Source organism: Nocardioides sp. N13(2025), assembly GCF_051912545.1.
Taxonomy (GTDB): Bacteria; Actinomycetota; Actinomycetes; order Propionibacteriales; family Nocardioidaceae; genus Nocardioides.
Genome location: NZ_CP196809.1, coordinates 1,400,157 through 1,423,912, shown reverse-complemented (window position 1 = coordinate 1,423,912; position 23,756 = coordinate 1,400,157). Strand labels below are relative to the sequence as shown.

Genomic DNA, 23,756 nt, shown 5'->3' with positions numbered 1-23,756 from the left:
TAAGGTGACGCGACTCATCCGAATTTCCATGGAGGAAACTTGTCCGAGCACTCTCGAAGCTCGTGGCGTGCGGTCGCGGTGACCGTCACAGCCACGGCGCTGGCCGCGACGGCCACCCTCGGCGCAGCGCCGTCCACAGCGGCCCCGCAGACCCGGGACTTCAACGCGGGTCCGCAGGGCCTCGCCCAGCAGGCCGGCGGTGACGCAGACGCGCCCCAGCGGCTCGCTGACCGGGCAGTGGGCCGCCAGGCCTACCTGCTGACGCTGTCCACGACCAGCACCTCCGCCGCGTTCGCGCGAGCGGGCGGCAAGGGTGCGACGGCCAAGGAGGCCGCTCGCGAGCAGCTCTCCCGCGTCAAGGCCGTGCAGGACAAGGTCGTCGACCAGCTCCCGGCCGAGGCGGACGTCCTCTACCGCACGCACGCGGCCCTGCCCGCCGTCGGCGTCGTGACGTCGGCGTCGGCCGAGGCGCTGGAGGCCCTCAGCGGCGTCGCGTCGGTGCACCCGATCGCGCCGAAGACCCGTGCCAACGCGTCGGCGGTCCAGCTCCAGGGTGCTCCGGCGGCCTGGGTCGCCCAGAGCGAGACCGGCGCCGGGACCCGTGTCGCGATCATCGACACCGGCATCGACTACACCCACGCCAACTTCGGCGGTCCCGGCACGGTCGCTGCCTACGACTCCGAGCACGCGCTCGCCGACACCCCGACCAACACCTCGACCTTGTTCCCGACCGACAAGGTCGTCGGGGGCTACGACCTCGTCGGTGACGACTACGACGCCAGCGACCCGGACCTGGCCACGCCGGTGCCCGATGGGAACCCGCTGGACTGCAACGGCCACGGCTCGCACGTCGCCGGGTCCGCCGCCGGGTTCGGAGAGAACGCCAACGGCACCACCTACACGGGTGCCTACGACACCTCCACCCCGTTCGACACGATGAAGATCGGCCCCGGCATGGCGCCCGAGGCCTCGCTCATCGCCCTCCGCGTCTTCGGCTGCGACGGCTCCACCGACGTGGCGGCCAAGGCGATCGAGATGGCCGTCGACCCCAACGGCGACGGTGACCCGTCCGACCACGTCGACGTGGCCAACATGTCGCTCGGCTCGGGCTACGGCTCGCCCAACGACGGCGACGCGGTCATGGCCGACGCCGCCTCGAAGGCCGGCGTCGTCATGGCGATCTCCGCGGGCAACTCCGGCGACGTGCAGGACATCAGTGGCTCGCCGGGCTCCTCCGTGCGCGCCATCACCGTCGCCAACACCGTCGACGCCAAGAGCGTCCTCGACGGCGTCTCGGTGAAGATCAACAACGGTGCCGCCCAGACCTTCGGCATGACCCGGAGCGTGGCCTACGACTGGAAGACCAAGCCCGACCTGCTCGGCGACGTCGTGCAGGTCGACGCCTCGTTCACCGCCTGCTCTCCGCTCACGACAGCTCAGGCCAACATCGTCCGCGGCAAGGTCGCGATCGTGAAGTGGACGCAGGCCGCCCTCGAGTGCGGCTCGGTCGCCCGCAGCGGCAACCTCGCCGCGGCCGGCGCGACGGGCTTCATCTTCCACAACAGTGAGGAGACCTTCAGCGCGGGCATCACCGGCAGCGCGGTCATCCCGGGCGTCCTGGTCGTCAAGAGCGGCGGCGACGCCATCCGCGCAGCCCTCAACGCGGGCCAGCCGGTCTCGGTCACCGGGACCTCCTACGGCACCGTGAAGCAGGACTTCCCGGGCGACGTCGACACGGTCAACTCCTCCTCCTCGCGGGGCGGGCACCAGGCCGGCGCCCTCAAGCCCGACGTCTCGGCGGTGGGCACCAGCGTCTACTCGACGGGCGTCGGCACCGGCGACCGGGGCGAGGACCTCAGCGGCACCTCGATGGCCGCACCGATGGTGGCCGGTCTCGCGGCCCTGGTGAAGGGCGTCAACCCCACCTGGTCCGCGGAGATGATCAAGGCCGACATCATGAACACCGCCGGCCAGGACCTGTTCCTGGGCAAGAACCACACGGGTGCCAAGTACGCCCCCAACCGCGTGGGCTCGGGCCGCATCAAGGCCGATGCAGCCCTGGCCAACAAGGTCCTCGCCTACGTCGCCGACGGCTCGGGCGCGGTCAGCGCCTCCTTCGGTCCCGTCGAGGTCTCCGGTCCGCTGTCGCTGACCAAGACGATCAAGGTGCAGAACACCGGCTCGACCGACGCCACCTACACCACGAGCTACGCCGCCGCGACCACGGTCCCGGGCACGTCGTACTCGGTGTCGCCGGCCTCCGTCACGGTGCCTGCGGGTGGTTCGGCAACCGTGACGGTCACCTTCTCGGCCACCGGCCGTGGAGCCCTCACCAAGACCGCCGACCCGACCTCGGGCCGCACCGGTGTGGCCGTGCCCTACCCGCGCGAGGTCCTGTCCTCGGCCAGCGGTCGGGTCGTGCTGACGCCGCAGTCCGGCATCGCCCTTCGGGTGCCGGTCTACGCTGCCCCGCGACCTGCGTCGACCATGTCGCAGGCGGCGGAGCTGACCATGCCCGTCGGCAGCTCGGCGGCCCAGCTCGCGCTCACCGGCGACGACCTCGCCAACGGCGCCCTGGACGGTGACGCGTCGAACGACATCTTCTCGATCGCGGCAGGCTTCGAGCTGGCTGCAGTCGACGGCACGGAGCCGATGTGCTCGGCGACCGTCACGTCGGGGTGCCTCCACCTGCCCGAGGAGCGGTTCGCCGACGTGGCGCACGTGGGCGTCACCTCGGACGTCCCCGTCCAGGGCTCGCAGGCCGCCTCCCAGGCCTACTTCGCCATCAACGCCCACGGACCGTGGAGCACCCCGGCGTCGAAGATCGAGTACGACGTCTACCTGGACGTCGACGGCGACAAGTCCCCGGACCTGGTGGCCTACACCACGCGGCTCGCGGCCGGTGAGGACATCTTCACCGTCAACCTCTACGACCTGGCCGCGAAGAAGGTCATCGACACCGAGCTGCTCAACAACCGGTTCGGCAACGTCGACACCGCAGCCTTCGACAGCGACACCTTGATCATGCCGGTGTGGCTCGAGAAGCTGAAGGCCTACGGCGTGACCCCGGCCAACCCGCGCATCAACTACGGCGTCATGAGCTACACCAACCTGAGCGCCGACTACGTCGACGCCGTGGGCATGGACCCGGACACCGGCGACGTGTCGCTGTCGGCGGACCTCTTCACCCCGGGCATCAGCGTCACCGACGCCAACGGCGCCGGCCCGCTGGTCCTCGACAAGACGGGGTCGCAGCTGACCGTCACCCGCAACGCCACCAGCTACGCGGCTGACGGCGGCAAGGGCCTGATGATGGTCCACCTGCACAACAAGGTCGGCAGCAAGGCCCAGGTCGTCACGCTCAAGGACCCGGTGACCGCGCCGACCACGGCACCGACCCCGACGCCGACCCCGACCCCGACGCCGACCCCGGCGCCGGTGAAGGCGGCCTCGGTCACCAAGGCGAAGGTCTCCCCGAAGCGCCCCAGCTTCGGCAACGACTTCACCGTGATCGGCAAGGTCAAGGCCGAGAACCGAGCGCTGCGCAGCAAGGTCGTCTTCAAGATCGACGGCAAGCGCATCGGTTCCCGCAAGATCCGCGAGGGACGGGCGGTGATGACCGTGCGGCGCAACTACGGCGTCGGCAAGCACACGCTCACCGTCATCTACCGCGGCACGTCCAAGGTGGCGAGGAGCAAGGACAAGATGACGTTCAGGATCTCGCGCTGATCGTCACCCACGCATGACCACGAGGGCCCCGGCGGATCTTCCGCCGGGGCCCTCTGCCGTCCCAAGCCGTTCGGCTTTCGCTCTTCCCTTGGGCGCGACGTCCTACATATGGTGACCGGGATCACTCGGGAGGTCCGATTCCGAGTGCATCTCGGAATCGGGAGGAACCACCGTGAAGCTCCTCAGCAGAGGACTTGCACTGGCGGTCGTGGGGGCGGGCCTTGCCGCGCTCCCCATGGTCACCGTGCAGGCAGCACCGGCCCAGACGGCCGACGACAACGGCGTGCGCGCCATGAAGAACGAAGCAGACGGCCTGGTGTCGCTGTCCGGCGAGAGCGCCACGAAGCGCGTCGGGTTCATCCGCGTCGCGCGGGGCGGCGACCTGATGCCGTCGCGTGCCGCCAGCGGCCGCGACGGAGCGGCGCGGAAGGCTGACGCGTACCTCGACAAGTACGCCCCCAACTTCGGCGCACGTCCCGATGAGCTCTCTCGCACCGGCGTCGAGCACAGCAGCGTCGGGTGGACCGTCAGCTACGAGCAGTCCTACCGCGGCGTCCCGGTCTTCGGGAGCCTGCTGCGGGCGCACGTCGACAAGCAGGGTGACCTGACGTCGGTGAACGGCTACGCCGCGCCCGACCTCGACCTCTCCGTGGACCCGCGCATCGGCGCCGCCGAGGCGTCTGAGCGAGCCGTCGGCACGGTGCGCGCCAACCCGCCCGGCCACGAGGGCGACGCCGACACCACCGGCATCCGCGCCGCCAGCACCGACCTCGTCGTCTATCGGCTCGGCGCGACCAAGGGCGAGACGGGCCGCGCCATCCTCGCGTGGGCCGTGGAGGTCACCAACAACGCCAACGTGCGGGACATGGTGTTCCTCGACGCGACGAGCGGCAAGCTCGTCAACCGCTACTCCCTCATCCACGACGGCCTCTACCGCGAGCTCTACGAGGAGTCCTACTCCCGCAAGGGCCTGAGGTGGAGCGAGGGCGACCGGTTCCCCGGGCGCCTCGACCAGGACCAGCAGAACGAGGTCCTCGCAACCGGGGAGTCCTACTGGTTCTTCAAGAACGCATTCGGGCGTGACTCCTACGACGGCAACGGCCACAAGATGATCACGGTCAACAACGACCCCCGCATCTCGTGCCCCAACGCCAACTGGAACGGCGTCACCACCAACTACTGCAGCGGGGTCTCCTCCGACGACGTCGTCGCGCACGAGTGGGGCCACGCCTACACCGAGTACACCCACGGCCTGATCTACCAGTGGCAGTCGGGCGCCCTCAACGAGTCCTACTCCGACATCTGGGGCGAGACGGTCGACCTCATCAACGGCCGCATGGACGCCGACGAGGGCAACATCGACGCCCCGCGGGCCGTGGACCAGTGCTCGACCCACTCCCCCGCGATCGCCGAGGTCGTCATCAACTCGCCGTCGACCATCGCCAAGGTGTGCCAGGCGGGTGCCGCCTCGTTCGGCCCGAAGCTCACGCAGACCGGCCTCACCGGTGACGTGGTGCTGGCGGTCGACAACGGCGGCGCGCTGCCCGACGGCACGCCCAGCCCGAAGACCTCCGACGCCTGCACGGCCCTCACCAACGGCGCCGCCGTCGCCGGCAAGATCGCCCTCGTCGACCGCGGCACCTGCGGCTTCGCCGTCAAGGTCAAGAACGCCCAGAACGCCGGCGCCACCGGCGTCCTGGTCGCCGACAACGTCGAGGCCACTCCCAGCGGGATGGCCGGCACCGACGCGACCATCACCATCCCCTCGGTGCGCATCCGGCTCAGCGACGGCGACCGCATCAAGTCGGCCCTCGGGGCCTCGCCGGTCAACGTCACGATGCGGGAGCGGCCCATCCAGCGCGAGGACTCCTACCGCTGGCTCATGGGCGAGGACTCGCCTGCCTTCGGCGGCGCGATCCGCGACATGTGGAGCCCGACCTGCTACGGCGACCCGGGCAAGGTCTCGGACGCGGAGTACTACTGCGCGTCCGACGACGGCGGCGGCGTCCACAGCAACTCGGGCGTGCCCAACCACGGCTACGCCCTGCTGGTGGACGGCGGCACCTACAACGGTGTCGCGGTCAAGGGCATCGGGCTCGACAAGGCCGCGGCGATCTACTTCCGCGCCATGACCGCCTACCAGACTCCCACGTCGGACTTCGCCGACCACGCGGACGCCCTGGCGGCCGCGTGCCAGGACCTGGTCGGTGCGCCGATCAGCAAGCTCAGCACGGCCGCGGGGGCCCAGCCGGCCAGCGCGGCGTCCATCCGCCGGGCCGACTGTGCCCAGGTGACCAACGCCGCCGCAGCGGTGGAGCTGCGCCAGGACCCCGTGCAGTGCGCCTTCAAGCCGCTGCTCGACCCGAACACGCCGGAGCTGTGCGGTGCGGGCGGGACCGAGACGCAGGTCTGGAGCGAGGACTTCGAGGACGGTCTGGCCGGATGGACCACCGACCAGCAGGTCGTGTTCGCCGGTGGGTTCGGGGACCCGTGGAAGGCCTCGTCGACCGCTCCGGGTGGCCACCCGGGCACGGCGGCCTACGGTCCCGCGACCGACCAGGGCAACTGCTCGAGCGCTGCCGGCGACTTCTCCAGCCGCGACTCGATCACGAGCCCGGCGGTCACTGTCCCAACCGGCAACCAGGCCGTGCGGATGGCGTTCGACCACTACGTCGCGACCGAGTCCGGCTACGACGGCGGCAACGTCAAGGTCAGCATCAACGGAGGCGCGTTCACGGTCATCCCGGCCAGCGCGTACCTGTTCAACAAGCCGACGAAGCTGACCGACGCCTCCACCAACACCAACCCCCTCGCCGGACAGGAGGGCTTCACCGGGACCGACGGCGGCAAGATCGGCGGCTCGTGGGGCACCTCCCAGGTCGATCTCACCAAGGTCGGCGTGAAGGCCGGGGACAAGGTCACGTTCCGGTTCGACATGGGTCGTGACGGCTGTGGCGGGCTCGAGGGCTGGTACGTCGACAACGTCGAGGTCGTGACCTGCGTGCTCGCCCCCGCCGCGACCGCCGCCACGGAGGGGCGCAAGGGCTGATCCACCTGCGTGACACGACGGGGTCCCGGTTGATGCCGGGGCCCCGTCGTCCGTCTCAGGCCGGGAGCAGCCCGCTCAGCCAGGGCAGCACGACGAGCAAGGTCGGCAGGGCGAGGATCGCCGCGGCCAGGACCACCAACACCGCCGCCTGGAGCCGGTGGCTGCCGGTGTCCCGGAGCACCTCCATCCGGTCCGCCAGGGAGCCTGCGGAGCCGAGGGACCCCTCGGGCGCGCGCGACCCGGCGAGCGCCAGGAGCGCCGTCAGCAGTGCGCGTCGGTCCCCGGCGCGTACGGCGGCGCGGTCCGCGAGCACCTCGACGAGCACCTCGACCTCGTGCCGGGCGGCGCCGCTGGCCACCCACCGCGGGAAGGCGCGGTGCAGGACGGTGAACGCCTCCAGCACCAGGTCGTGGCGTGCGCGCAGGTGGGATCGCTCGTGCTCGAGCACCGCACCGAGCTCGGCCGGGGCCAGGGTCGCCAGGGTCGAGCGCGAGACCACGATCCGCGAGCCGGTCATGCCCGGGACGCAGTAGGCCACCGGGAGGTCGTGGTCCAGCACGGAGACTCCCCCGTCGACCTGCGCGACCAGGTCGACCCGCTCGCGGTGCAGGCGGCGCATCCGGCGTAGCGCCGTTCCCGTGCGGTGGCCGCTGAGCAGCAGGCGCGCGGCCACGACGACGGTGACGCCCCCGGCGAGGACGGCCACGAGGAGGTCACCCGTGGCGACCGGCGGCTGCCACAGTCGGTCGGTGGCGAGCGACAGCCCGGCACCCAGCGCAGCGAGGACGGCGGCGAGCGCGGTGCTCTGCCACAGCAGCATGGCCGCCGCCGGCGTATGCCTCAGCCGCCCCAGACCGGAGAGCGCCCGGGGCAGCAGGCCGGCCAGCAGGACGGCGAGCGCGCCGAGGACCACGGGGGTGAGCACGACGGTCGTCGGTGGGGCGGTCAGGCCAGGTCGGCAAGGGCACGCCGCAGCGCCGCGACGTCCTCGGCGCTGGCCTCCCCCACGAACGACACCAGCGCCTGGTCGCGGTCGGCACCCGTCACGTCGAGCGCCTCGCGCATGAGCTCCGCGGTCATCTCGGCCCGGGTCCGGCGCGCGGCGTAGCGGAAGGCGCGACCCTCACGCTCGCGCACGACGACGTCCTTGCGGGCCAGCCGGTCGAGGACGGTCATCACGGTCGTGTAGGCGAGGTCGCGTCCGGCGAGCCTGTCGTGCACCTCGCGGCCGCTGGCCGAGCCGAGGTCCCAGAGGGTCTCGAGGACCGCCTGCTCCAGCTCACCCATGCGGGACCTTGGACTCATGGAACAGGAGTCTAGGGGCCCTGACGGCGGAAGTACGACACCGCGTAGTATCTACTACAATGTGTAGTACTTCTGCGCCGCGGCGCCGACCACAAGGGGTGTGCCCATGGACGTCCTCGACATCGCCCGGTGGCAGTTCGGGATCATCACCGTCTACCACTTCCTCTTCGTCCCGCTGACGATCGGCCTCACCGCCGTCATCGCCGGGCTCGAGACCGCCTGGGTGCGGACGGGCAAGGAGGACTACCTCCGCCTGACGAAGTTCTTCGGCAAGCTCTTCCTGATCAACTTCGCCATCGGCGTGGTGACCGGCATCGTCCAGGAGTTCCAGTTCGGGATGAACTGGTCGGACTACTCCCGCTTCGTGGGCGACGTGTTCGGCGCGCCCCTCGCTGTCGAGGGCCTCCTCGCCTTCTTCCTCGAGTCGACCTTCCTCGGCCTGTGGATCTTCGGGTGGGACAAGCTGCCGCGCGGCCTGCACGCCGCCTGCATGTGGCTGGTGCACCTCGGCACGCTCGCGTCGTCGTGGTTCATCCTCGCGGCCAACTCGTGGATGCAGCACCCGGTCGGCTACCGCTTCAACCCCGACTCCGGTCGCGCCGAGCTGACGGACTTCTGGGCCGTGATGTTCAACAAGGTCCAGCTCGTGACGTTCCCGCACGTGATCTTCGCGGCGTACATGACGGCGGGCGCGTTCCTGCTCGGTGTCTCGGCCTACCTCTACATGAAGAAGAAGCACGAGTCCGACCGTCCGCTCTACCACCGCGCCATCCGGATCGGTGCCGTCGTCACGCTGCTCGCCGGTCTCGGCGTCGCCATCACCGGCGACCTGCAGGGCAAGGTGATGACCGAGGTGCAGCCGATGAAGATGGCCGCCGCCGAGGGCCTCTACGAGACCAGCGAGAGCTGCGCGCCGTTCTCGGTCCTCACCATCGGCACCCCCGACGGGCAGCACGAGAAGTTCGCCATCACGGTCCCGTGCCTGCTGTCGTTCCTCGGCACCGGTTCCTTCGACGGCACCGTGCAGGGCATCAACCCGCTGAAGGAGGAGTACGCCGAGACCTACGGCACGCTCGACAGCGCGGACCCCGCCCAGCGCGACGGCGACTACGTCCCGATCATCCCGGTGACGTACTGGTCCTTCCGCTTCATGATGGGTCTCGGCTTCTTCGCCGCGGGCGGTGCCGCGCTGATCCTCTGGCTCACCCGGAAGGGCCGCACGCCCGGCGTCCGCTGGCTCGGCACGCTGGGGCTCTCCCTGCCGATCGCGGTCACGCTGGCCAGCTCGTGGGGCTGGATCTTCACCGAGATGGGCCGGCAGCCATGGGTCGTCTTCGGCCTGATGACCACGGAGTCCGGGGTCTCCCCCGGCGTCTCGACGTTCGAGGCGGCCACGTCGCTGATCGTCCTCACGCTGCTCTACGCGGTGCTCGCCGTCATCGAGGTCAAGCTGCTCGTCACCTACGTGAAGAAGGGCGCCGAGCCCTTTGAGGAACCGCCCCGCGTCAAGGTCGGCGGATCCGACGACGACGTCCCGCTCACGTTCGCCTACTGACCCCGATCCCGGAGGGACAACACCATGGAGCTCACCACCGTCTGGTTCGCGCTGATCGCCGTGCTCTGGGTCGGCTACTTCTGCCTGGAGGGTTTCGACTTCGGCGTCGGGATGCTGCTGCCCGTGCTCGCGCGCGACGACACCGAGCGCCGGGTCATGATCAACACCGTCGGCCCCGTGTGGGACGGCAACGAGGTGTGGGTCCTCGTCGCAGGCGGCGCGACCTTCGCAGCGTTCCCGGAGTGGTACGCCACGCTGTTCAGCGGGTTCTACCTACCGCTGCTGCTCATCCTCGTCGCCCTCATCGTGCGCGGGCTGTCCTTCGAGTACCGCCACAAGCGCCACGACGACACCTGGAAGGGACGCTGGGACCTCGCGCTCATCATCGGCTCGTTCGTGCCGTCGCTGCTGTGGGGCGTCGCCTTCGCCAACATCGTCGCGGGCGTGCCGATCGACGCGGACAAGGAGTTCACCGGCACCCTGTTCACGCTGCTCAACCCGTTCGGGCTGCTCGGCGGCCTCGTGACCCTCACCCTGTTCGCGGCGCACGGCGCGATGTTCGTGGCGCTGAAGACCGACGGGGAGATCCGGCACCGCGCTCGCGCCCTCGCCGTCCGGATCGGTGCCGTGGCCGCCGTCCTCGCGGTGGTGTTCCTCGGCTGGACGCAGGCGAAGACCGGCACCGCCCTCAGCGCGGTCGTCTTCGTGGTCGCCGCCCTCGCGCTGCTCGGCGGCCTGTTCGCTGCCCGTTCCGGACGGGAGGGGTGGGCCTTCACCGGCACCTTCCTCACGATCGCGCTGGCGGTGGCCGGGCTCTTCCTGGCCCTGTTCCCGGACGTGATGCCCTCGACCACCGACCCGGCCTTCTCGCTCACCACGACCAACGCCGCGGCGACGGCGTACACGCTGAAGGTGATGACGTGGGTCGCGGTGGTGTTCACCCCGATCGTCCTGGGCTACCAGGCGTGGACCTACTGGATCTTCCGCAAGCGGATCTCGGTGCACCACATCCCGAGTCCGGTGCTGGCCGAGACGGGCCAGTGAGGCCGGTCGACCCCGCCGTCCTCCAGCACCTGCGCCCGGCGCGCGGGGCGCTGGCGGTCGTCGTCGCGAGCGGGGTGCTCGGCGGACTGGCGACGGTGGGGCAGGCCTTCGCGCTCGGTGCGTTGGTCGTGGCTGCCGTCGGCCCCGGGGACTGGTCGCGCGCGGCATGGTGGCTCGCCGGCCTGGTGCTGCTGCGGACCGCGACGGCGTACGCCGGCCAGCGCGCCGCCGCGCGCGCCGCGTCCGAGGTCTCGGGGGCGTTGCGCGGCCGGCTCCTCGACGCCGCGCGCCACCTGGACCAGGTCTCGCCGAGCCGCCTCACCGTGCTGGCCACGCGTGGGGTCGCGGGCGTGGAGCCCTACGTCACCCGCTACCTGCCCGCCCTCGTGCCGGCCACGGTGCTGCCGGTCGTGACCCTGGCGGCGATCACCTGGCTCGACCCGTTGTCCGGCCTGGTCGTCGCGCTCACGCTGCCGCTGGTCCCCGTCTTCGCGGTGCTCGTGGGCCTCACCACCCGGGATCGGGCGCGCCAGCAGTGGCGCTCGCTCGAGGCGCTGTCCGGGCACTTCCTCGACGTCGTCCGCGGGCTGCCCACGCTGGTCGCGCACCGGCGCGCCGCAGCCCAGGTCGACACCATCCGGTCGGTCACCCACCGCTACCGGCGGGCCACCGTCGACACGCTCAAGGTGGCCTTCGCCTCGTCCTCGGTGCTCGAGCTCGTCGCGACGCTGTCGGTGGCGCTCGTCGCCGTGACGGTCGGCCTGCGCCTGGCCTCGGGGTCGGTCGACTTCCGGGTCGCTCTCACCGTGCTGCTGCTGGCACCGGAGGCGTACTGGCCGCTCCGCCGGGTCGGTACGGAGTTCCACGCCGCCGCCGAGGGCACCGCCGCGCTGGCCGACGCCGACGACCTGCTCGCGCGCGCGTCGTACGACCGGACCGGCTCCACCCGCCCCAGGTCCACCCGGCTCGCCCTCGCGGCCCTCGACGTGGGCTACGGCACGGCGCTCACCGACCCGCTCGACCTCGACCTCCCCGAGCGCGGGCTCGTCGCGGTCTCCGGGCCGTCGGGGTGCGGCAAGTCGACGTTGCTCGCCACCCTGCGCGGGGAGCTGCCACCTGTCGCCGGCCGCGTCCTCGTCGACGGCACCCCGCTGGACGACGTCGATCCGACGTGGTGGCGGAGCCGGGTCGCGTGGGCGCCACAGCGACCCTGGCTGCTCGCGGACACGGTCGCCGCCAACGTCCGCCTGGGCCGCCCGTCCGCCGGCGACGACGAGGTGTGGGAGGCGCTGCGCAGCGTCGGGCTCGCCGACGCGGTCCGCGCCCTGCCCGACGGCATCGAGAGCCCGCTCGGCGAGGACGGTGCCGGGCTGTCCGCCGGTCAGCGGGCACGAGTGGCCCTCGCCCGGGTCGTCCTGGCCGCGCGACCGGTCGTGCTCCTCGACGAGCCCAGCGCCCACCTCGACCAGGAGACCGAGCAGGTCCTCCTCGACACGATCACGGCCCTCGCCCGCACGAGCCTCGTGGTGGTCGTGGCGCACCGGCCGGCCGTGCTCGCTGCCGCCGACCGGGTGGTGGAGCTCTCGCCGATCCCCGCCAGGGTGGCGGCATACGACATATCCGCTGCGAAGGTGGCGGCATCCGACATGGTTTCGGCCTCCGCGGATGTCGTACGCCGCCACTCTGAGGCCCCCGTGCCGCCGACGGCGATCGTCACCGACAACGCCGCCGACGCACGTCCGCGCTGGGGGCTGCGCACCGCCACCCTCCTCGGCGCGCTCTCGACGTCGTCGGGGGTCGCCCTCACCGCGACCGCCGGCTGGCTGATCACCCGCGCCAGCGAGCACCCGCCCGTGCTCCACCTCATGGTCGCGATCGTGGGCGTCCGGCTCTTCGGACTGGCCCGACCGGTGCTGCGGCACGCGGAGCGCGTGCTCAGCCACGAGGTCGTGCTGCGGCAGCTCGCGGAGCGCCGGGCGCGGGTGTACGCCGACCTGGTCCCGCTCGTGCCCGGCCGGCTGGGGCCGCGTCGCGGCGACCTGCTGACCCGGGTCGTCGACGACGTCGACGCCCTGCTCGACGACCAGCTCCGGGTGCGGCAGCCGGCCGCGACGGCGGCCCTCGTGGGACTCGGCGCCTCGGTGCTGACCGCGTGGGTGGACCTGCGCGCGGGTCTCGTCGTGGTCGCCGTCGCCGCCACCGGGGCGGTCGCCTTCCATCTCGCCCGCCGCGCAACCGCTGCGGTCGAGCCCCTGGTCGTGGCCCGCCGAGCCGCACTGGGCACCCGCGTCGAGGAGGTCGCCCACGGCCTCCGCGAGCTCGAGCAGTGGGGCGCCACCGACCGAGCCCTGGCCTCGGTGCAGGAGGAGTCCGCCGCGCTCGCCCGAGTCGTACGCCGCTCGTCGGCGGCGGTCGCCGCCGGCACCGCGCTGACCACCGCGGCCGCCGGCCTCGGTGTGATCGCCGTGGCCGTCGTCGTCTCCCCCGGCGCCGTCTCGCCGGCGCTGCTCGCCCTCCTGCTGCTCGTGCCGCTGGCCATGGCCGACGTGACGGCCGGGCTGGCCGACGCCGGAGCGTTGTCCGTGCGGGCCCGGGCGGCTCGCGAGCGCCTGGACGCCCTCGCCGCGACCGAGCCTGCGGTCAGCGAGCCGGCATCCCCGGAGACCCTCCTTCCGACCCACGGCCTCGAGCTGCGGCGCGTCGGTCTCGGCTGGACCGACCGACCGGCCCTGGCGATCGAGCACCTCACGGTGCGGCCGGGCGAGCACCTCGGCATCACGGGACCCTCGGGATCGGGCAAGTCCACGCTGGCGGCGACGCTCGTGCGGTTCATCGACCCGCTGTCCGGCGAGGTGCTGCTCGGGGGGACCGACCTGCGGCGGCTGGCGCTCGACGACGTACGCCGCACGGTGGGCCTGGTCGACGACGACCCGCACGTGTTCGCGTCGACCGTCGCGGAGAACGTGCGCCTGGCCCGACCCGGTGCGACGGACGACGACGTGCGCACGGCACTCGACCGGGCCCGGCTCGGCTCGTGGGTCGACGACCTGCCCGACGGGATCCACACCCACGTCGGCGGCGGCCGGCGCGAGGTGTCGGGAGGCGAACGGGCCAGGCTGGCGCTGGCCCGCGCGCTGCTGGCCGACCCGCAGGTCCTGGTCCTCGACGAGCCGACGGCGCACCTCGACGGTCCGACCGCCCGCGCCGTCGCCAGCGAGATGCTCGAGTCGGCCGCACGGGCCGGACGTTCGATCGTCTGGATCACCCACGGCACGGTCGGGCTGGACGCGATGGACCGGGTGCTGCGGCTCGGCGCCTCCGCCGACGACGCGGTCAGCCGGCCGAGTCTCGTGGGGAGCGCAGCGGCAGGGTGAACCGGAAGGTGCTGCCCTTGCCCAGCTCCGAGGTCAGCGCCAGCGTGCCGCCGTGGGACTCCGCGATCCGCTGCGCGATCGGCAGCCCCAGCCCGGTGCCGGGCACGGAGAGGGCGTTGGGGTTGGTCGAGCGGTGGAAGGCCGAGAAGACGTGCGCCTGGTCGGTCGGCGAGATGCCGAGGCCGGTGTCGGTGACGTCGACGCTGACCTCGGTGTCGCCGACGGTCATCGACACCACGACGGAGCCGTCCTCGGGGGTGTACTTCACGGCGTTGTCCACCATGTTGTCGATCACCCGGGCGAGCTCCTCGGGGTCGCCGAAGACCACGACCGGTCCCGACCCGGACCCCTCGAAGCTGAGCCGGACCCCCGCCTGCTTGGCCCGGATGTCCAGCAGGTCGACGCTGGCCTCGCAGAGCTCGGCGAGGTCGACAGGACGGCGTACGGTCTCGCGCCGGCCCTGGATCCGGGAGTAGTGCAGGAGGTTGGCGACGAGGTTGTTGAGCCGTCCGGCGTTGCGGATGATCGCGTCGATCGAGGTCAGCTCCGGGTGCCGGTCGGCGATCAGCTCGGCGTGGCCGAGGATCGCGGTCAGGGGCGTCTTGAGCTCGTGGGAGATCGTCGCGATCAGCTCGCTGCGGTAGCGCGCGAGCTCGCGCAGCTCCTGCACCAGCCGCTGCTCGGTCTCGAGGACCCGGGCGGCCCGCACGATCTGGGCGAGCAGGCGGCCGACCTCGAGCGCGGCGTCGGCCTCGACGAGGGTCAGGGGTCGGGAGCTGCGGGCGAAGGCGAGCACGGCGTAGCCGACGAGCTCGTCCTGGGAGACGAGCGGGCAGATGATGGCGCGCTCGGCCCGCATCCCCCGCAGGAGCTGCTGCAACCGCGGTGCGCTGCGAGGCAGCTGCGTCGACGCGGGGTCGTCGACCCCGACCTCGATGAGGACCAGCCGGTCGTCGAGCTGGAGGAGCTCGTCGCGCAGCTCGGGCAGGTCGTGCTCAGGGGCGTACGCCCGGGGCGTGCCCACGCCGAGCTCCGCACCCTGGGCGTCGCTGGGGAAGGTGCGCACCCATGTCTGGATGGTGCCGAGCGACTCCGCGACGGCGACGACGGCCGTGCCGAGCGCGTGGGCGAGGTTGGACTGCGTGCCGGCCCCGGCCACCGAGGTGAGCATCCGGTCGAGCCGGAGCCGGTCGGTGAGTCGTTCGCGCTCGCGGGCGTTGGACAGTGCCACCCCCGCCTGCACCGCGAACATCTCGAGCAGCTCGCGGTCGGCCTCGTCGGGCACCCGCGAGTCCGGCGGCAGGTCGACGGCCATGTTGCCGAGGAGCTCGCCGCCGGCTGAGTAGAGCGGTGCGTAGAGCGCGTGCTCGGGGTGCCACGCATCCGGGTCGGGGTCGGGCTCGAAGTCGGGGATCCAGGCGGCGCGCAGCCGCTCCTCCGACATGCGCCCGGCCGGCACGAAGCGCAGGATCCCCCACCTGTCGGCCTGACGGAACTCGTCGAGGATCTGCTCGGCGGGGGTCCGCCGGTGGAGGATCTGCGCGACCACCTCGGGCGGTCCGGCGACGTGCGTCATCACCAGGGTGTCGCCCTCGAGCCGCGCGATGGCCGCGACGCCGTAGCCGAGCACGTCGACGACACCGTGGGCGATCTCCTCGAGGATGACCTCGGTGTCGGTGGAGGAGTTGACCCGGCGCATCAGCTCCGCCAGGCGACTCAGCGCGCCCTGGTTGCGCGGCATCTGCACCTCCCCACCACGGCCCGTCCCGGACGTGATGCTAGCGACTCAGGCCTCGATGACCACGGGAATGATCATCGGACGACGGCGGTGCGCCTTGTTGACCCATCGGCCCATGACGCGGCGCACGGTCTGCTGGAGCTGGTAGGCGTCGGTGACCCCCTCCTGCACCGCCGCGTTGATCGCGTCGACGATCGGCTGCTTGATCTCGTCGAAGGTGGTCTCGTCCTCCGCGAAGCCGCGGGCGTGGATCTCCGGCCCGGAGACGACCTTGCCGGTGACCGAGTCGACGACCACGATCACCGACAAGAACCCCTCCTCGCCGAGGATGCGGCGGTCCTTCATCGAGGCCTCGCTGATGTCGCCGATGGTCGTGCCGTCGACGAAGACGTAGCCGACGTCGACCTTGCCGACGACCTTGGCCACCCCGTCGACCAGGTCGACGACGACGCCGTCCTCGGCCAGGACGACGTTCTTCACGCCCGTCGCTCGAGCGAGGTCGGCGTTGGCCCGCATGTGCCGGATCTCGCCGTGCACGGGCATCACGTTGCGCGGCTTGACGATGTTGTAGCAGTAGAGGAGCTCACCGGCGCTGGCGTGGCCGGAGACGTGGACGAGCGAGTTGCCCTTGTGCACGACGTTGGCGCCCAGGCGCGACAGCCCGTTGATCACGCGGTAGACGGCGTTCTCGTTGCCCGGGATGAGCGAGCTGGCCAGGACGACGGTGTCGCCCTCCTCGAGGTGCACGAAGTGGTGGTTGTTCTGGGACATGCGGCTCAGCGCAGCGAGGGGCTCGCCCTGCGACCCCGTCGAGATCAGGACCTGCTTGTGCTGCGGCAGGTCGGCGAGCTCCTTGGCCTCGACCATGACGCCCGGCGGCACCGTGAGGTAGCCGAGGTCCTGGGCGATCGCCATGTTGCGCACCATCGAGCGACCGACGTAGCCGACCTTGCGGCCGTGGGCGACGGCTGCGTCGAGCACCTGCTGGACGCGGTGCACGTGGGAGGCGAAGCAGGCCACGATGATCCGCTTCTCGCTCTTGGAGAACACGCGGTCCAGCACGGGCGCGATGTCCTTCTCGGACGTCGTGAAGCCGGGGACCTCGGCGTTGGTCGAGTCGGTGAGGAAGAGGTCCACCCCCTCGTCGCCGAGGCGGGCGAACTCGTTGAGGTCGGTGATCCGGCCGTCGAGCGGGAGCTGGTCCATCTTGAAGTCGCCGGTGTGCAGCACGACGCCGGCGCCGGTGCGGATCACGACGGCGAGCGCGTCAGGGATGGAGTGGTTGACCGCAACGAACTCCAGCACGAACGGGCCGAAGGTGATCGTCTGGCCCTCGGCCACCTCGTACTGCGCGGTCTCCTTGAGCCGGTGCTCGCGCAGCTTGGAGCCCAGCAGCGCGAGGGTCAGCTTGGAGCCGACCAGGGGGATGTCGCCGCGCTCGCGCAGGAGGTACGGCGTCGCGCCGATGTGGTCCTCGTGGCCGTGGGTCAGCACGAGTGCCTCGACGGCGTCGAGCCGGTCCCGGATCGGGTCGAAGTCGGGAAGGATCAGGTCGACGCCGGGGTGGTGGTCCTCGGGGAAGAGGACGCCGCAGTCGACGATCAGCAGGCGGCCGTCGTACTCGAAGACGGTCATGTTGCGACCGACCTCGCCCAGCCCACCGAGCGGGATGACCCGGAGGCCACCTGCCGGGAGGGGGGCGGGCGCGCTCAGGTCGGGGTGGGGATGGCTCAAGGGTTTTCCTCGGTTCGTGGGAGAGGTCTGTTGCCAGACGGACAGTCAGAGCAGGCCGGCGGCGGCCAGGCCGGTGCGCAGGGCCGCGACCTCGTCGTCGTCCAGGGCGACGAGCGGGCCGCGGACGCGACGGTTGTCGAGCACGCCGAGCAGCTCGAGGGCTGCCTTGGCGGTGGTGGCTCCGTAGTTGGGGACGCCCATGACGGCGTCGAAGGCCGGGATCAGCGAGGTGTGGATCCGTAGCGCCTCGGCGTGGTCGCCGCGCACCCAGGCGTCGATCATCGACGCGAGCTGGGTGCCGGCCGCGTGGGCCACGACGGAGACGAGGCCGACCCCGCCGTAGGCGAGGTAGCCCAGCGTGGCCACGTCGTCGCCGGAGTAGACGGAGTAGCCCATGTCGACCAGCTGTGCGGTGCGCGGCAGCAGGCCGGAGGCCTCCTTGACCGAGAGGACGTGGTCGTAGGCGCGCATCGCCTCGTAGGTGTCGAGCTCGATCAGGGTGGCGGTGCGACCCGGGACGTCGTAGAGCATCACCGGGAGGTCGGTCGCCTGGACGACCGAGGTGAAGTGGTGGCGCAGCCCGACCTGGCCGGGCTTGTTGTAGTAGGGGCTGACCAGCAGCACGCCGTCGACACCGATCTTCTCGGCCTGGCGGGCCAGCTCGACCGAGTGGGCGGTCGCGTTGGTGCCGACGCCGGCGATGACCGTGGCACGGTCGCCGACGGCGTCCTGCACGGCGCGGAGGATCTCGCCGTCCTCGGCGACCGACGTGGTGGGGCTCTCCCCCGTCGTGCCGCTGACGACGACGCCGTCGTTGCCGTGGTCGACGAGGTGCGCGGCGATCCTCGCCGTGCTGTCGAGGTCGACGCTGCCGTCCTCGTGGAACGCGGTGGCCATCGCCGTGAGCAGGCGGCCGAACGGAACGTTGGAGCTCATGGCCCACAGGTTATCGCTCCCGCTCCGCCCGCCGGTCGGCGCCGAGCCGCATAGGGTGCGGGCATGGCGTACGACGAGAGGCTGGCGCAGCGCTTGCGCGACTCGCTGGAGGGCGAGCCCCTGCTCACGGAGAAGAAGATGTTCGGCGGCGTGGGCTTCATGATCGGCGGCAACATGGCAGTCGCGGCCTCGAGCAGCGGCGACCTCATGGTGCGCGTCGATCCCGCGCAGGGCCGCGAGTGGATCGACGGGGTCGACGTCCGGCCGATGGAGATGGGCGGGCGGACGATGAACGGCTGGCTCTTCGTCGCGATCGACACGGTCTCCTCCGACGACGCGCTCCAGGTGTGGGTCGACCGCGGCGCCGGCTACGCGCGCTCCCTGCCGCCGAAGAAGAAGTGATGCCGGACCTCCGCCTGCCCGAGTGGCTGACGCCTGCCCAGCGCACGAGCATCGTCGACCTCGCCGACCGCAACGACGCCGCGCACGGCGAGGACCTCCTCGGGCTGGTGCTGAGCGGCTCGGCGGGCCGTGGCTACGCCACCGAGCGCTCCGACCTCGACGTCGTCGTGGTGCTCACCGACGAGGCCGCGTCGACGCGGTCGTCCACGCACTCCCTCGACGTCGACGAGGCCATCGACGGCTGGAGCGAGCTGCTCACCGTGCCCGCCTTCGGCACCGAGGACTGGTGGTACCGCTGGACCTACGCCTGGGCGCCCGTCCTGCTCGACCGCACCGGTGGCGAGCTCGCGGCGGCCGTGCGCCGGCAGGCGACGCTGACGCCGGAGGAGGCGGACGCGGTGCTGATCGACCACGACCGGCTCGACGGCTGGGTCAACTTCGCCTACCGCGCGCTCAAGAACGACCGCGACGGACGCACCCTCGAGGCCAGGCTCGACGCCGCGGAGTCGGTGCCGTGGCTGCTCGACGTGGTGTTCGCGACCGCGGGCCGGGTGCGGCCCTACAACAAGTACCTACCGTGGGAGCTGCGCACGCACCCGGTCGACGGGTGGCCGGCCGACGAGCTGCTCGGGCTGGTCCGGCGCACGCTCGACGGCGACCCCTCGGCCGTCCGCGAGACCTACCCGCTGGTGCGCGCGGCCTGCACGGCGTACGACACCGGGCGCGGGCACACGCGCACGCTCGACATGATCGAGGGCTGGGGCAGCGAGCTGGCCGTCTTCGACTGACGTGACGTCAGGGCTCGAGGACCGTGCGCCGGATCATCGGGAGCACGTGGTGCTCGAGCATCGGCGCGAGGTCGTCGGGGTGGTCGTCGAGCGAGGTCCACCGGACCTCGGCGATCTCGGCCGAGGCGACCGGCTCGGCGTCGGACTCGACCCAGAAGACCGTGGAGTGCAGCGTGTGGTCGGGCTCGTTGGCGGCTTCTGAGTGGAACTCGCCGAGGAGCGTCGCCGAAGCGATCTCGAGCCCGACCTCCTCGCGCGTCTCTCGCAGGGCGGCTTCCCGGGCCGACTCCCCTGGCTCGAGCTTGCCGCCGACGAGCATGAACCGCTCGGTCCCGCGCTTGCGGACCGTCAGCACGTGTCCGTCGCGCACGAGGGCGACGGCTGCCACCACGATGTGCTTGTCGCCCGCCGGGTCGGCGTCGGGAGTGGGAACAGCCTCACTCATCCCTGGGCACGCGTGCCTCGCAGGTGAAGGAAGGCAGCCGCGAGCAGCACCACGACGGCGGCGATCACGATGACGGTGGTCATGCGCCGAGGCTACCCCTCCCGAGACCATCCCCCGAGAAGCACGCAGCCACCCTGGCCGGGGCTTACCCGGCGGGTGGCTGCGTGATGCTGCTCGCTGACCCGTCAGCCGCCTCTCGGCGAACGGCCGCTCGTAGCGGCTAGGGGTGAGGCCCGGGGACATGATGCGGAATCAGCTGACCGGTCCAACGAGGTCGGCCCCGCGATCATTCCCACGTCCTCGAGTGGTCCAAGCCACCTCGGCGGAGCCGGTCGAACGCCTTCTCCTCATCCAGCTCGAGCAGCTGATGAGCGATGTCGGCGGCGCAGTCCTGAGCGCTCGCGCCCGTCGTGTCGACCACGATGTCGCGGTCGTCGTGCGCGAACACGTGCTGCGAGCGAGCCAGCCCCTGCGGACGATCGCCTCTTGCGCGTTCACGCCGATCGAGCTCGTCGGGCGAGCAGCGCACGTCGACCAGCGTCACGTCGTGGCCATCCAGCACCTCGAGCAGGTCGTCGAGTCGCCACCGCGCGCTGAGCGGGTAGTCCATGATCACGTCGTTGCCCACCGAGGCCATCGCTGCGACGCCCCGGTGGTAGCCCAACCGGGTGCGGCGGAGCATCGCGTCGGTCTCGGCATGGTCGAGGACCAGCGTCCGCGGAGTGGACCGCATCGCTCCGAACGCGTCCACCGACATCAAGAACCACGGCGTCGGCAGAGCCTCCTGCAGGGCCCGCCCGATGCTGCTCTTGCCGGAGCTGGAGGCGCCGTTCAACAGGATGACCCGGCCACGCTTCGCTCCGTTCACCACGCGAACCTAGCCACTGCACCAGCTCGCCGGCGCGCGACTGTCCGACCTGAGCACGCCTACAGCCCGATCACTGGGTGGTGTCGGGCTCAGCGGGGCGTTCAGGTTCGTCGGCGGGAGCGTCGGCCGCGGTCGGGTCGCGGCCTGGGGGCGGGCGGGTCGGTCGTGATGACGGTGCCGGTGGGCAGGGTCCACTCGTACGACCCGTCGGGGAGTCGGCGGTAGGTGAAGTCCCCGAAGGTCTTGGCGCGGTGGTGCCTGCGGCACAACGGGGCGAGGTTGTCCACACGTCGCTAATCTGACCCTATGACGACGACGCCCGCCCGGGCTGCCATCTACGCCCGCATCTCCAGCGATACCGAAGGCACCCGCGCCGGAGTGGACCGACAGTTGGCCGACTGTCACACATTGGCCGAGTCCCTGGGCTGGAGGGTTGCCCAGGAGTACGTCGACAACGACATCTCGGCCTACTCCGGGAAGCGCCGTCCTGAGTACCAGCGGATGCTGGCCGATCTGGCAGACGGCCTGGTCGACGCGATCGTGGTCTACAACATCGACCGGCTGACCCGACGCCCAGCGGAGTTGGAGCAGTTCTACGAAGCCGTCACCGCTGCCAAGGTGACCCAGGTCAGGTTCGTCACCGGCGATACCGACATCTCGACGGTCGACGGGCTCATGATGGCCCGTATCCTCGGAGCGTTCGCCGCGAAGGAGTCCGCGAACATCGGGCGCAGAGTCTCGCGCAAGATGGAGCAGGTCGCCGCCGAAGGCCGACCCCACGGCGGACCGGTCCGCCCGTTCGGATACGCCGACGACAAGATCACCGTGGTTCCCGGCGAGGCGACGACCTTCCGCCTCCTAAGCGACCGGTTCCTGGCCGGGGAGTCCACCCGCTCCCTCGCGACCTGGCTCAACGCCCAGGAGATCCCCACCGTGACCGGACGCCCCTGGATCACCACCACCGTGAAAGGGATGCTCACCAACCCCCGCTACGCAGGTCTACGCAGCCACAAGGGCACCATCGTTGGGCCCGCAGTGTGGGACGCGATCATCACCGAGGACCAGCACCGGCGGATCCTGGCCAAGTACGCCGAGGCCAAGAACAGCGGACGACGCGTCCCGCAGCGCTACCTGCTGTCCGGGATGCTGCGCTGTGGCAAGTGCGGCACCCGGCTCTACTCGAGCGCCCGCGTCAACACCCGCCGCTACGTGTGCATGAGCGGACCCGACCACGGCGGATGCGGACGCCTGACCATCACCGCAGACCCGCTCGAACGTCTTATTGCCGACGCGGTGCTGTACCGCCTCGACACCCCCGAACTGGCCGACACCCTCACCGGACGCAGCAGCACCGACGAACGCATCACCGACCTGTCCAGCAGCCTCCAGACAGTGCAGGAACGTCTCGACGACCTGCCCGCAGCGTTCGCCGCAGGAGAGATCAGCCGCCGGGACTGGGCCCTGGCCCGCAAGCCCTTGGAAGAGCAGCGCGACCACCTTCAACGTCAGCTCGGACGCCTTACCCACACCAGCGCCCTGGCCGGACTGATCGGCAACGGCCAAGAACTAGGCCGCACCTGGTCGGACCTCACGCTGTCGCGGCAGCACGCCATCGTGAAAGCGATCATCGACCACATCGACATCGCCCCCGGTACCCCTGGAGTCACCGCCCTGGACCCTGCCCGAGTGTCCGTCGTCTGGCGCCACTGAACGCGCCCCCCGGTCTCGTGTGCTCCCACTGCGTGGGTGCGCGCGCGAGCCCGCCGGGGCCGCGCCCAGCAGCACCCCCACCTGGCGGACCACCAGCGGATCAGACACCCGAACCGGCAGCCCCTGAGCCCTACAGGATGCAATGACCCACGCGGCGATCTGCTCGGCAGAGAGATGGCTCAGTCCCATGCGAACCACACCGCCGGCGGACCCTGCCACCCCTCGACCTGCGAGGAGTTCCACGACTGCGAAGGCATCAGCCCCTGCATCCGCTGGACGGCCTGGTCGAACACATCCTCAACCGACGTGCCCCTGAGCCTCACCACCGACGGCTGGAACCCCTGAGCCACTTCGTAGCGGTGGAGACGCATTGAGCGGGAGGACTCATCATCGGCGAAGGACTTAGTGACGTACTTCGACAAGTACCCCGCCGCGCGCCGTGCCTCTGACAGACGCGTCGAGCCCACCGGCAGATCCGAGAGCCGCTTGATGTGGACGAACCCGCGACCCCACGCCTCATCGATCCGCCCACGAGAGATGAACTGACCCACGGCAAAGTGCACATGCATCCCGTGATCGGACTTGTGCCACTCCGGCACCCACACGTACGGGAACGCCTTCCCGCCCAGCGACGAGCGCAGCGAGCGGAAGAACTCGCCCACATCGGACCGTAGTCGCGCCGGGTCATGGCACCCCTCCCCGGCATAGGTCAGTGTCCCGAGACGATTCAGACCGTGAGCCGTGCAGTATCTCCGGACCTTCGCCCGAGCACGACGAGCGGATTCAGCCCGCGACCGTTCAGGATCAGCGGCAACAGCACCAGGCACCCAGCCCGAGCGCCGGGGCCGCCACGACGAGGAGAACGAACCGCCAGCCTCACCGGCAGTGGGGTACAGCGACAACGACCAGCCCGCATCGGGGCGTACGAGGTCGACAACAGAAGAAGCAGACAAGGGAAACACTCCAGAGCCGTTGGAATGTCGGCCCCACACGGAGCACGTCAGACGACGCGGAGCGGGGCCCTAGCCACCTGCGGTCTTGCCTTGGCCCGCTCACTACCGTGCTGGTCTGTTACCGGT

General features: G+C 71.1%; 17 protein-coding genes. 8 read left to right on the top strand and 9 right to left on the bottom strand.

From position 1 onward, the window contains the following. The first annotated feature begins 78 nt into the window (after positions 1–78). Both ACS3YM_RS06790 and ACS3YM_RS06785 read left to right on the top strand, forming a co-directional pair. Positions 79–3,729 (top strand): S8 family serine peptidase, encoded by a 3,651-nt coding sequence (locus ACS3YM_RS06790; protein WP_439939312.1) that lies wholly within the window; start codon positions 79–81, stop codon positions 3,727–3,729. A 172-nt stretch (positions 3,730–3,901) separates the two neighbouring features. Next, the gene (locus ACS3YM_RS06785) at positions 3,902–6,778 is read left to right on the top strand and encodes a M4 family metallopeptidase (RefSeq protein ID WP_439939311.1); all 2,877 of its coding nucleotides are present in this window, start codon (positions 3,902–3,904) and stop codon (positions 6,776–6,778) included. A gap of 55 nt (positions 6,779–6,833) precedes the next feature. Here the strand turns inward: ACS3YM_RS06785 and ACS3YM_RS06780 are convergent, their stop codons facing one another. Together ACS3YM_RS06780 and ACS3YM_RS06775 are read right to left on the bottom strand one after the other, a co-directional pair. Further along, on the bottom strand, positions 6,834–7,703 hold the full coding sequence (locus ACS3YM_RS06780) for a M56 family metallopeptidase (protein WP_439939310.1): 870 nt from the start codon (positions 7,701–7,703) through the stop codon (positions 6,834–6,836). A gap of 20 nt (positions 7,704–7,723) precedes the next feature. Then, entirely contained in the window at positions 7,724–8,083 is a 360-nt protein-coding gene (locus ACS3YM_RS06775; RefSeq protein ID WP_439939309.1) for a BlaI/MecI/CopY family transcriptional regulator, read from the bottom strand. A gap of 106 nt (positions 8,084–8,189) precedes the next feature. Here ACS3YM_RS06775 and ACS3YM_RS06770 point away from each other — a divergent pair, with 106 nt between their 5' ends. From ACS3YM_RS06770 to cydD, 3 genes are read left to right on the top strand one after another with little or no spacing between them, the layout of a single operon-like run. After that, on the top strand, positions 8,190–9,638 hold the full coding sequence (locus tag ACS3YM_RS06770) for a cytochrome ubiquinol oxidase subunit I (protein ID WP_439939308.1): 1,449 nt from the start codon (positions 8,190–8,192) through the stop codon (positions 9,636–9,638). Between the two features lie 24 nt (positions 9,639–9,662). Further along, the gene (gene cydB / locus ACS3YM_RS06765; protein WP_439939307.1) at positions 9,663–10,682 is read left to right on the top strand and encodes a cytochrome d ubiquinol oxidase subunit II; all 1,020 of its coding nucleotides are present in this window, start codon (positions 9,663–9,665) and stop codon (positions 10,680–10,682) included. Then, a complete protein-coding gene (gene cydD, locus ACS3YM_RS06760; RefSeq protein ID WP_439939306.1) occupies positions 10,679–14,056 on the top strand; it encodes a thiol reductant ABC exporter subunit CydD in 3,378 nt (1,125 codons plus the stop codon). Before cydB ends, cydD begins: the two co-directional genes overlap by 4 nt. On the opposite strand, the gene ACS3YM_RS06755 is transcribed toward cydD, so the two are convergent. From ACS3YM_RS06755 to dapA, 3 genes are read right to left on the bottom strand one after another with little or no spacing between them, the layout of a single operon-like run. Beyond that, positions 14,016–15,797 carry a sensor histidine kinase gene (locus ACS3YM_RS06755; protein ID WP_439939305.1) on the bottom strand — a complete coding sequence of 594 codons (1,782 nt, stop codon included), beginning with the start codon at positions 15,795–15,797 and terminating at the stop codon, positions 14,016–14,018. The two genes, cydD and ACS3YM_RS06755, sit on opposite strands and share 41 nt — an antisense overlap. A 45-nt stretch (positions 15,798–15,842) precedes the next feature. Then, positions 15,843–17,528 (bottom strand): ribonuclease J, encoded by a 1,686-nt coding sequence (locus tag ACS3YM_RS06750; RefSeq protein ID WP_439939304.1) that lies wholly within the window; start codon positions 17,526–17,528, stop codon positions 15,843–15,845. 45 nt (positions 17,529–17,573) lie between these two features. Beyond that, positions 17,574–18,464 (bottom strand): 4-hydroxy-tetrahydrodipicolinate synthase, encoded by an 891-nt coding sequence (gene dapA, locus ACS3YM_RS06745; protein ID WP_439939303.1) that lies wholly within the window; start codon positions 18,462–18,464, stop codon positions 17,574–17,576. A 63-nt stretch (positions 18,465–18,527) separates the two neighbouring features. On the opposite strand from dapA, the gene ACS3YM_RS06740 reads away from it, so the two are divergent. Both ACS3YM_RS06740 and ACS3YM_RS06735 read left to right on the top strand, forming a co-directional pair. Next, the gene (locus ACS3YM_RS06740; protein ID WP_439939302.1) at positions 18,528–18,866 is read left to right on the top strand and encodes a TfoX/Sxy family protein; all 339 of its coding nucleotides are present in this window, start codon (positions 18,528–18,530) and stop codon (positions 18,864–18,866) included. Beyond that, a complete protein-coding gene (locus tag ACS3YM_RS06735; protein ID WP_439939301.1) occupies positions 18,866–19,654 on the top strand; it encodes a nucleotidyltransferase domain-containing protein in 789 nt (262 codons plus the stop codon). The genes ACS3YM_RS06740 and ACS3YM_RS06735 overlap by 1 nt, the downstream gene beginning before the upstream one ends. Before the next feature lie 7 nt (positions 19,655–19,661). On the opposite strand, the gene ACS3YM_RS06730 is transcribed toward ACS3YM_RS06735, so the two are convergent. The 3 genes from ACS3YM_RS06730 to ACS3YM_RS06720 all read right to left on the bottom strand — a co-directional run bounded on the left by ACS3YM_RS06730 (position 19,662) and on the right by ACS3YM_RS06720 (position 21,254). Beyond that, entirely contained in the window at positions 19,662–20,099 is a 438-nt protein-coding gene (locus ACS3YM_RS06730) for an NUDIX hydrolase (protein WP_439939300.1), read from the bottom strand. A 286-nt stretch (positions 20,100–20,385) separates the two neighbouring features. Further along, entirely contained in the window at positions 20,386–20,967 is a 582-nt protein-coding gene (locus tag ACS3YM_RS06725) for a chloramphenicol phosphotransferase CPT family protein (protein ID WP_439939299.1), read from the bottom strand. A 101-nt stretch (positions 20,968–21,068) separates the two neighbouring features. Continuing rightward, positions 21,069–21,254, bottom strand: coding sequence for a hypothetical protein (locus tag ACS3YM_RS06720; RefSeq protein ID WP_439939298.1), 186 nt, complete (start codon positions 21,252–21,254; stop codon positions 21,069–21,071). Positions 21,255–21,273: 19 nt separating this feature from the next. On the opposite strand from ACS3YM_RS06720, the gene ACS3YM_RS06715 reads away from it, so the two are divergent. After that, entirely contained in the window at positions 21,274–22,677 is a 1,404-nt protein-coding gene (locus ACS3YM_RS06715) for a recombinase family protein (RefSeq protein WP_439939297.1), read from the top strand. Positions 22,678–22,856: 179 nt separating this feature from the next. On the opposite strand, the gene ACS3YM_RS06710 is transcribed toward ACS3YM_RS06715, so the two are convergent. Beyond that, positions 22,857–23,504 (bottom strand): rolling circle replication-associated protein, encoded by a 648-nt coding sequence (locus ACS3YM_RS06710; protein WP_439939844.1) that lies wholly within the window; start codon positions 23,502–23,504, stop codon positions 22,857–22,859. Positions 23,505–23,756 lie beyond the last annotated feature (252 nt).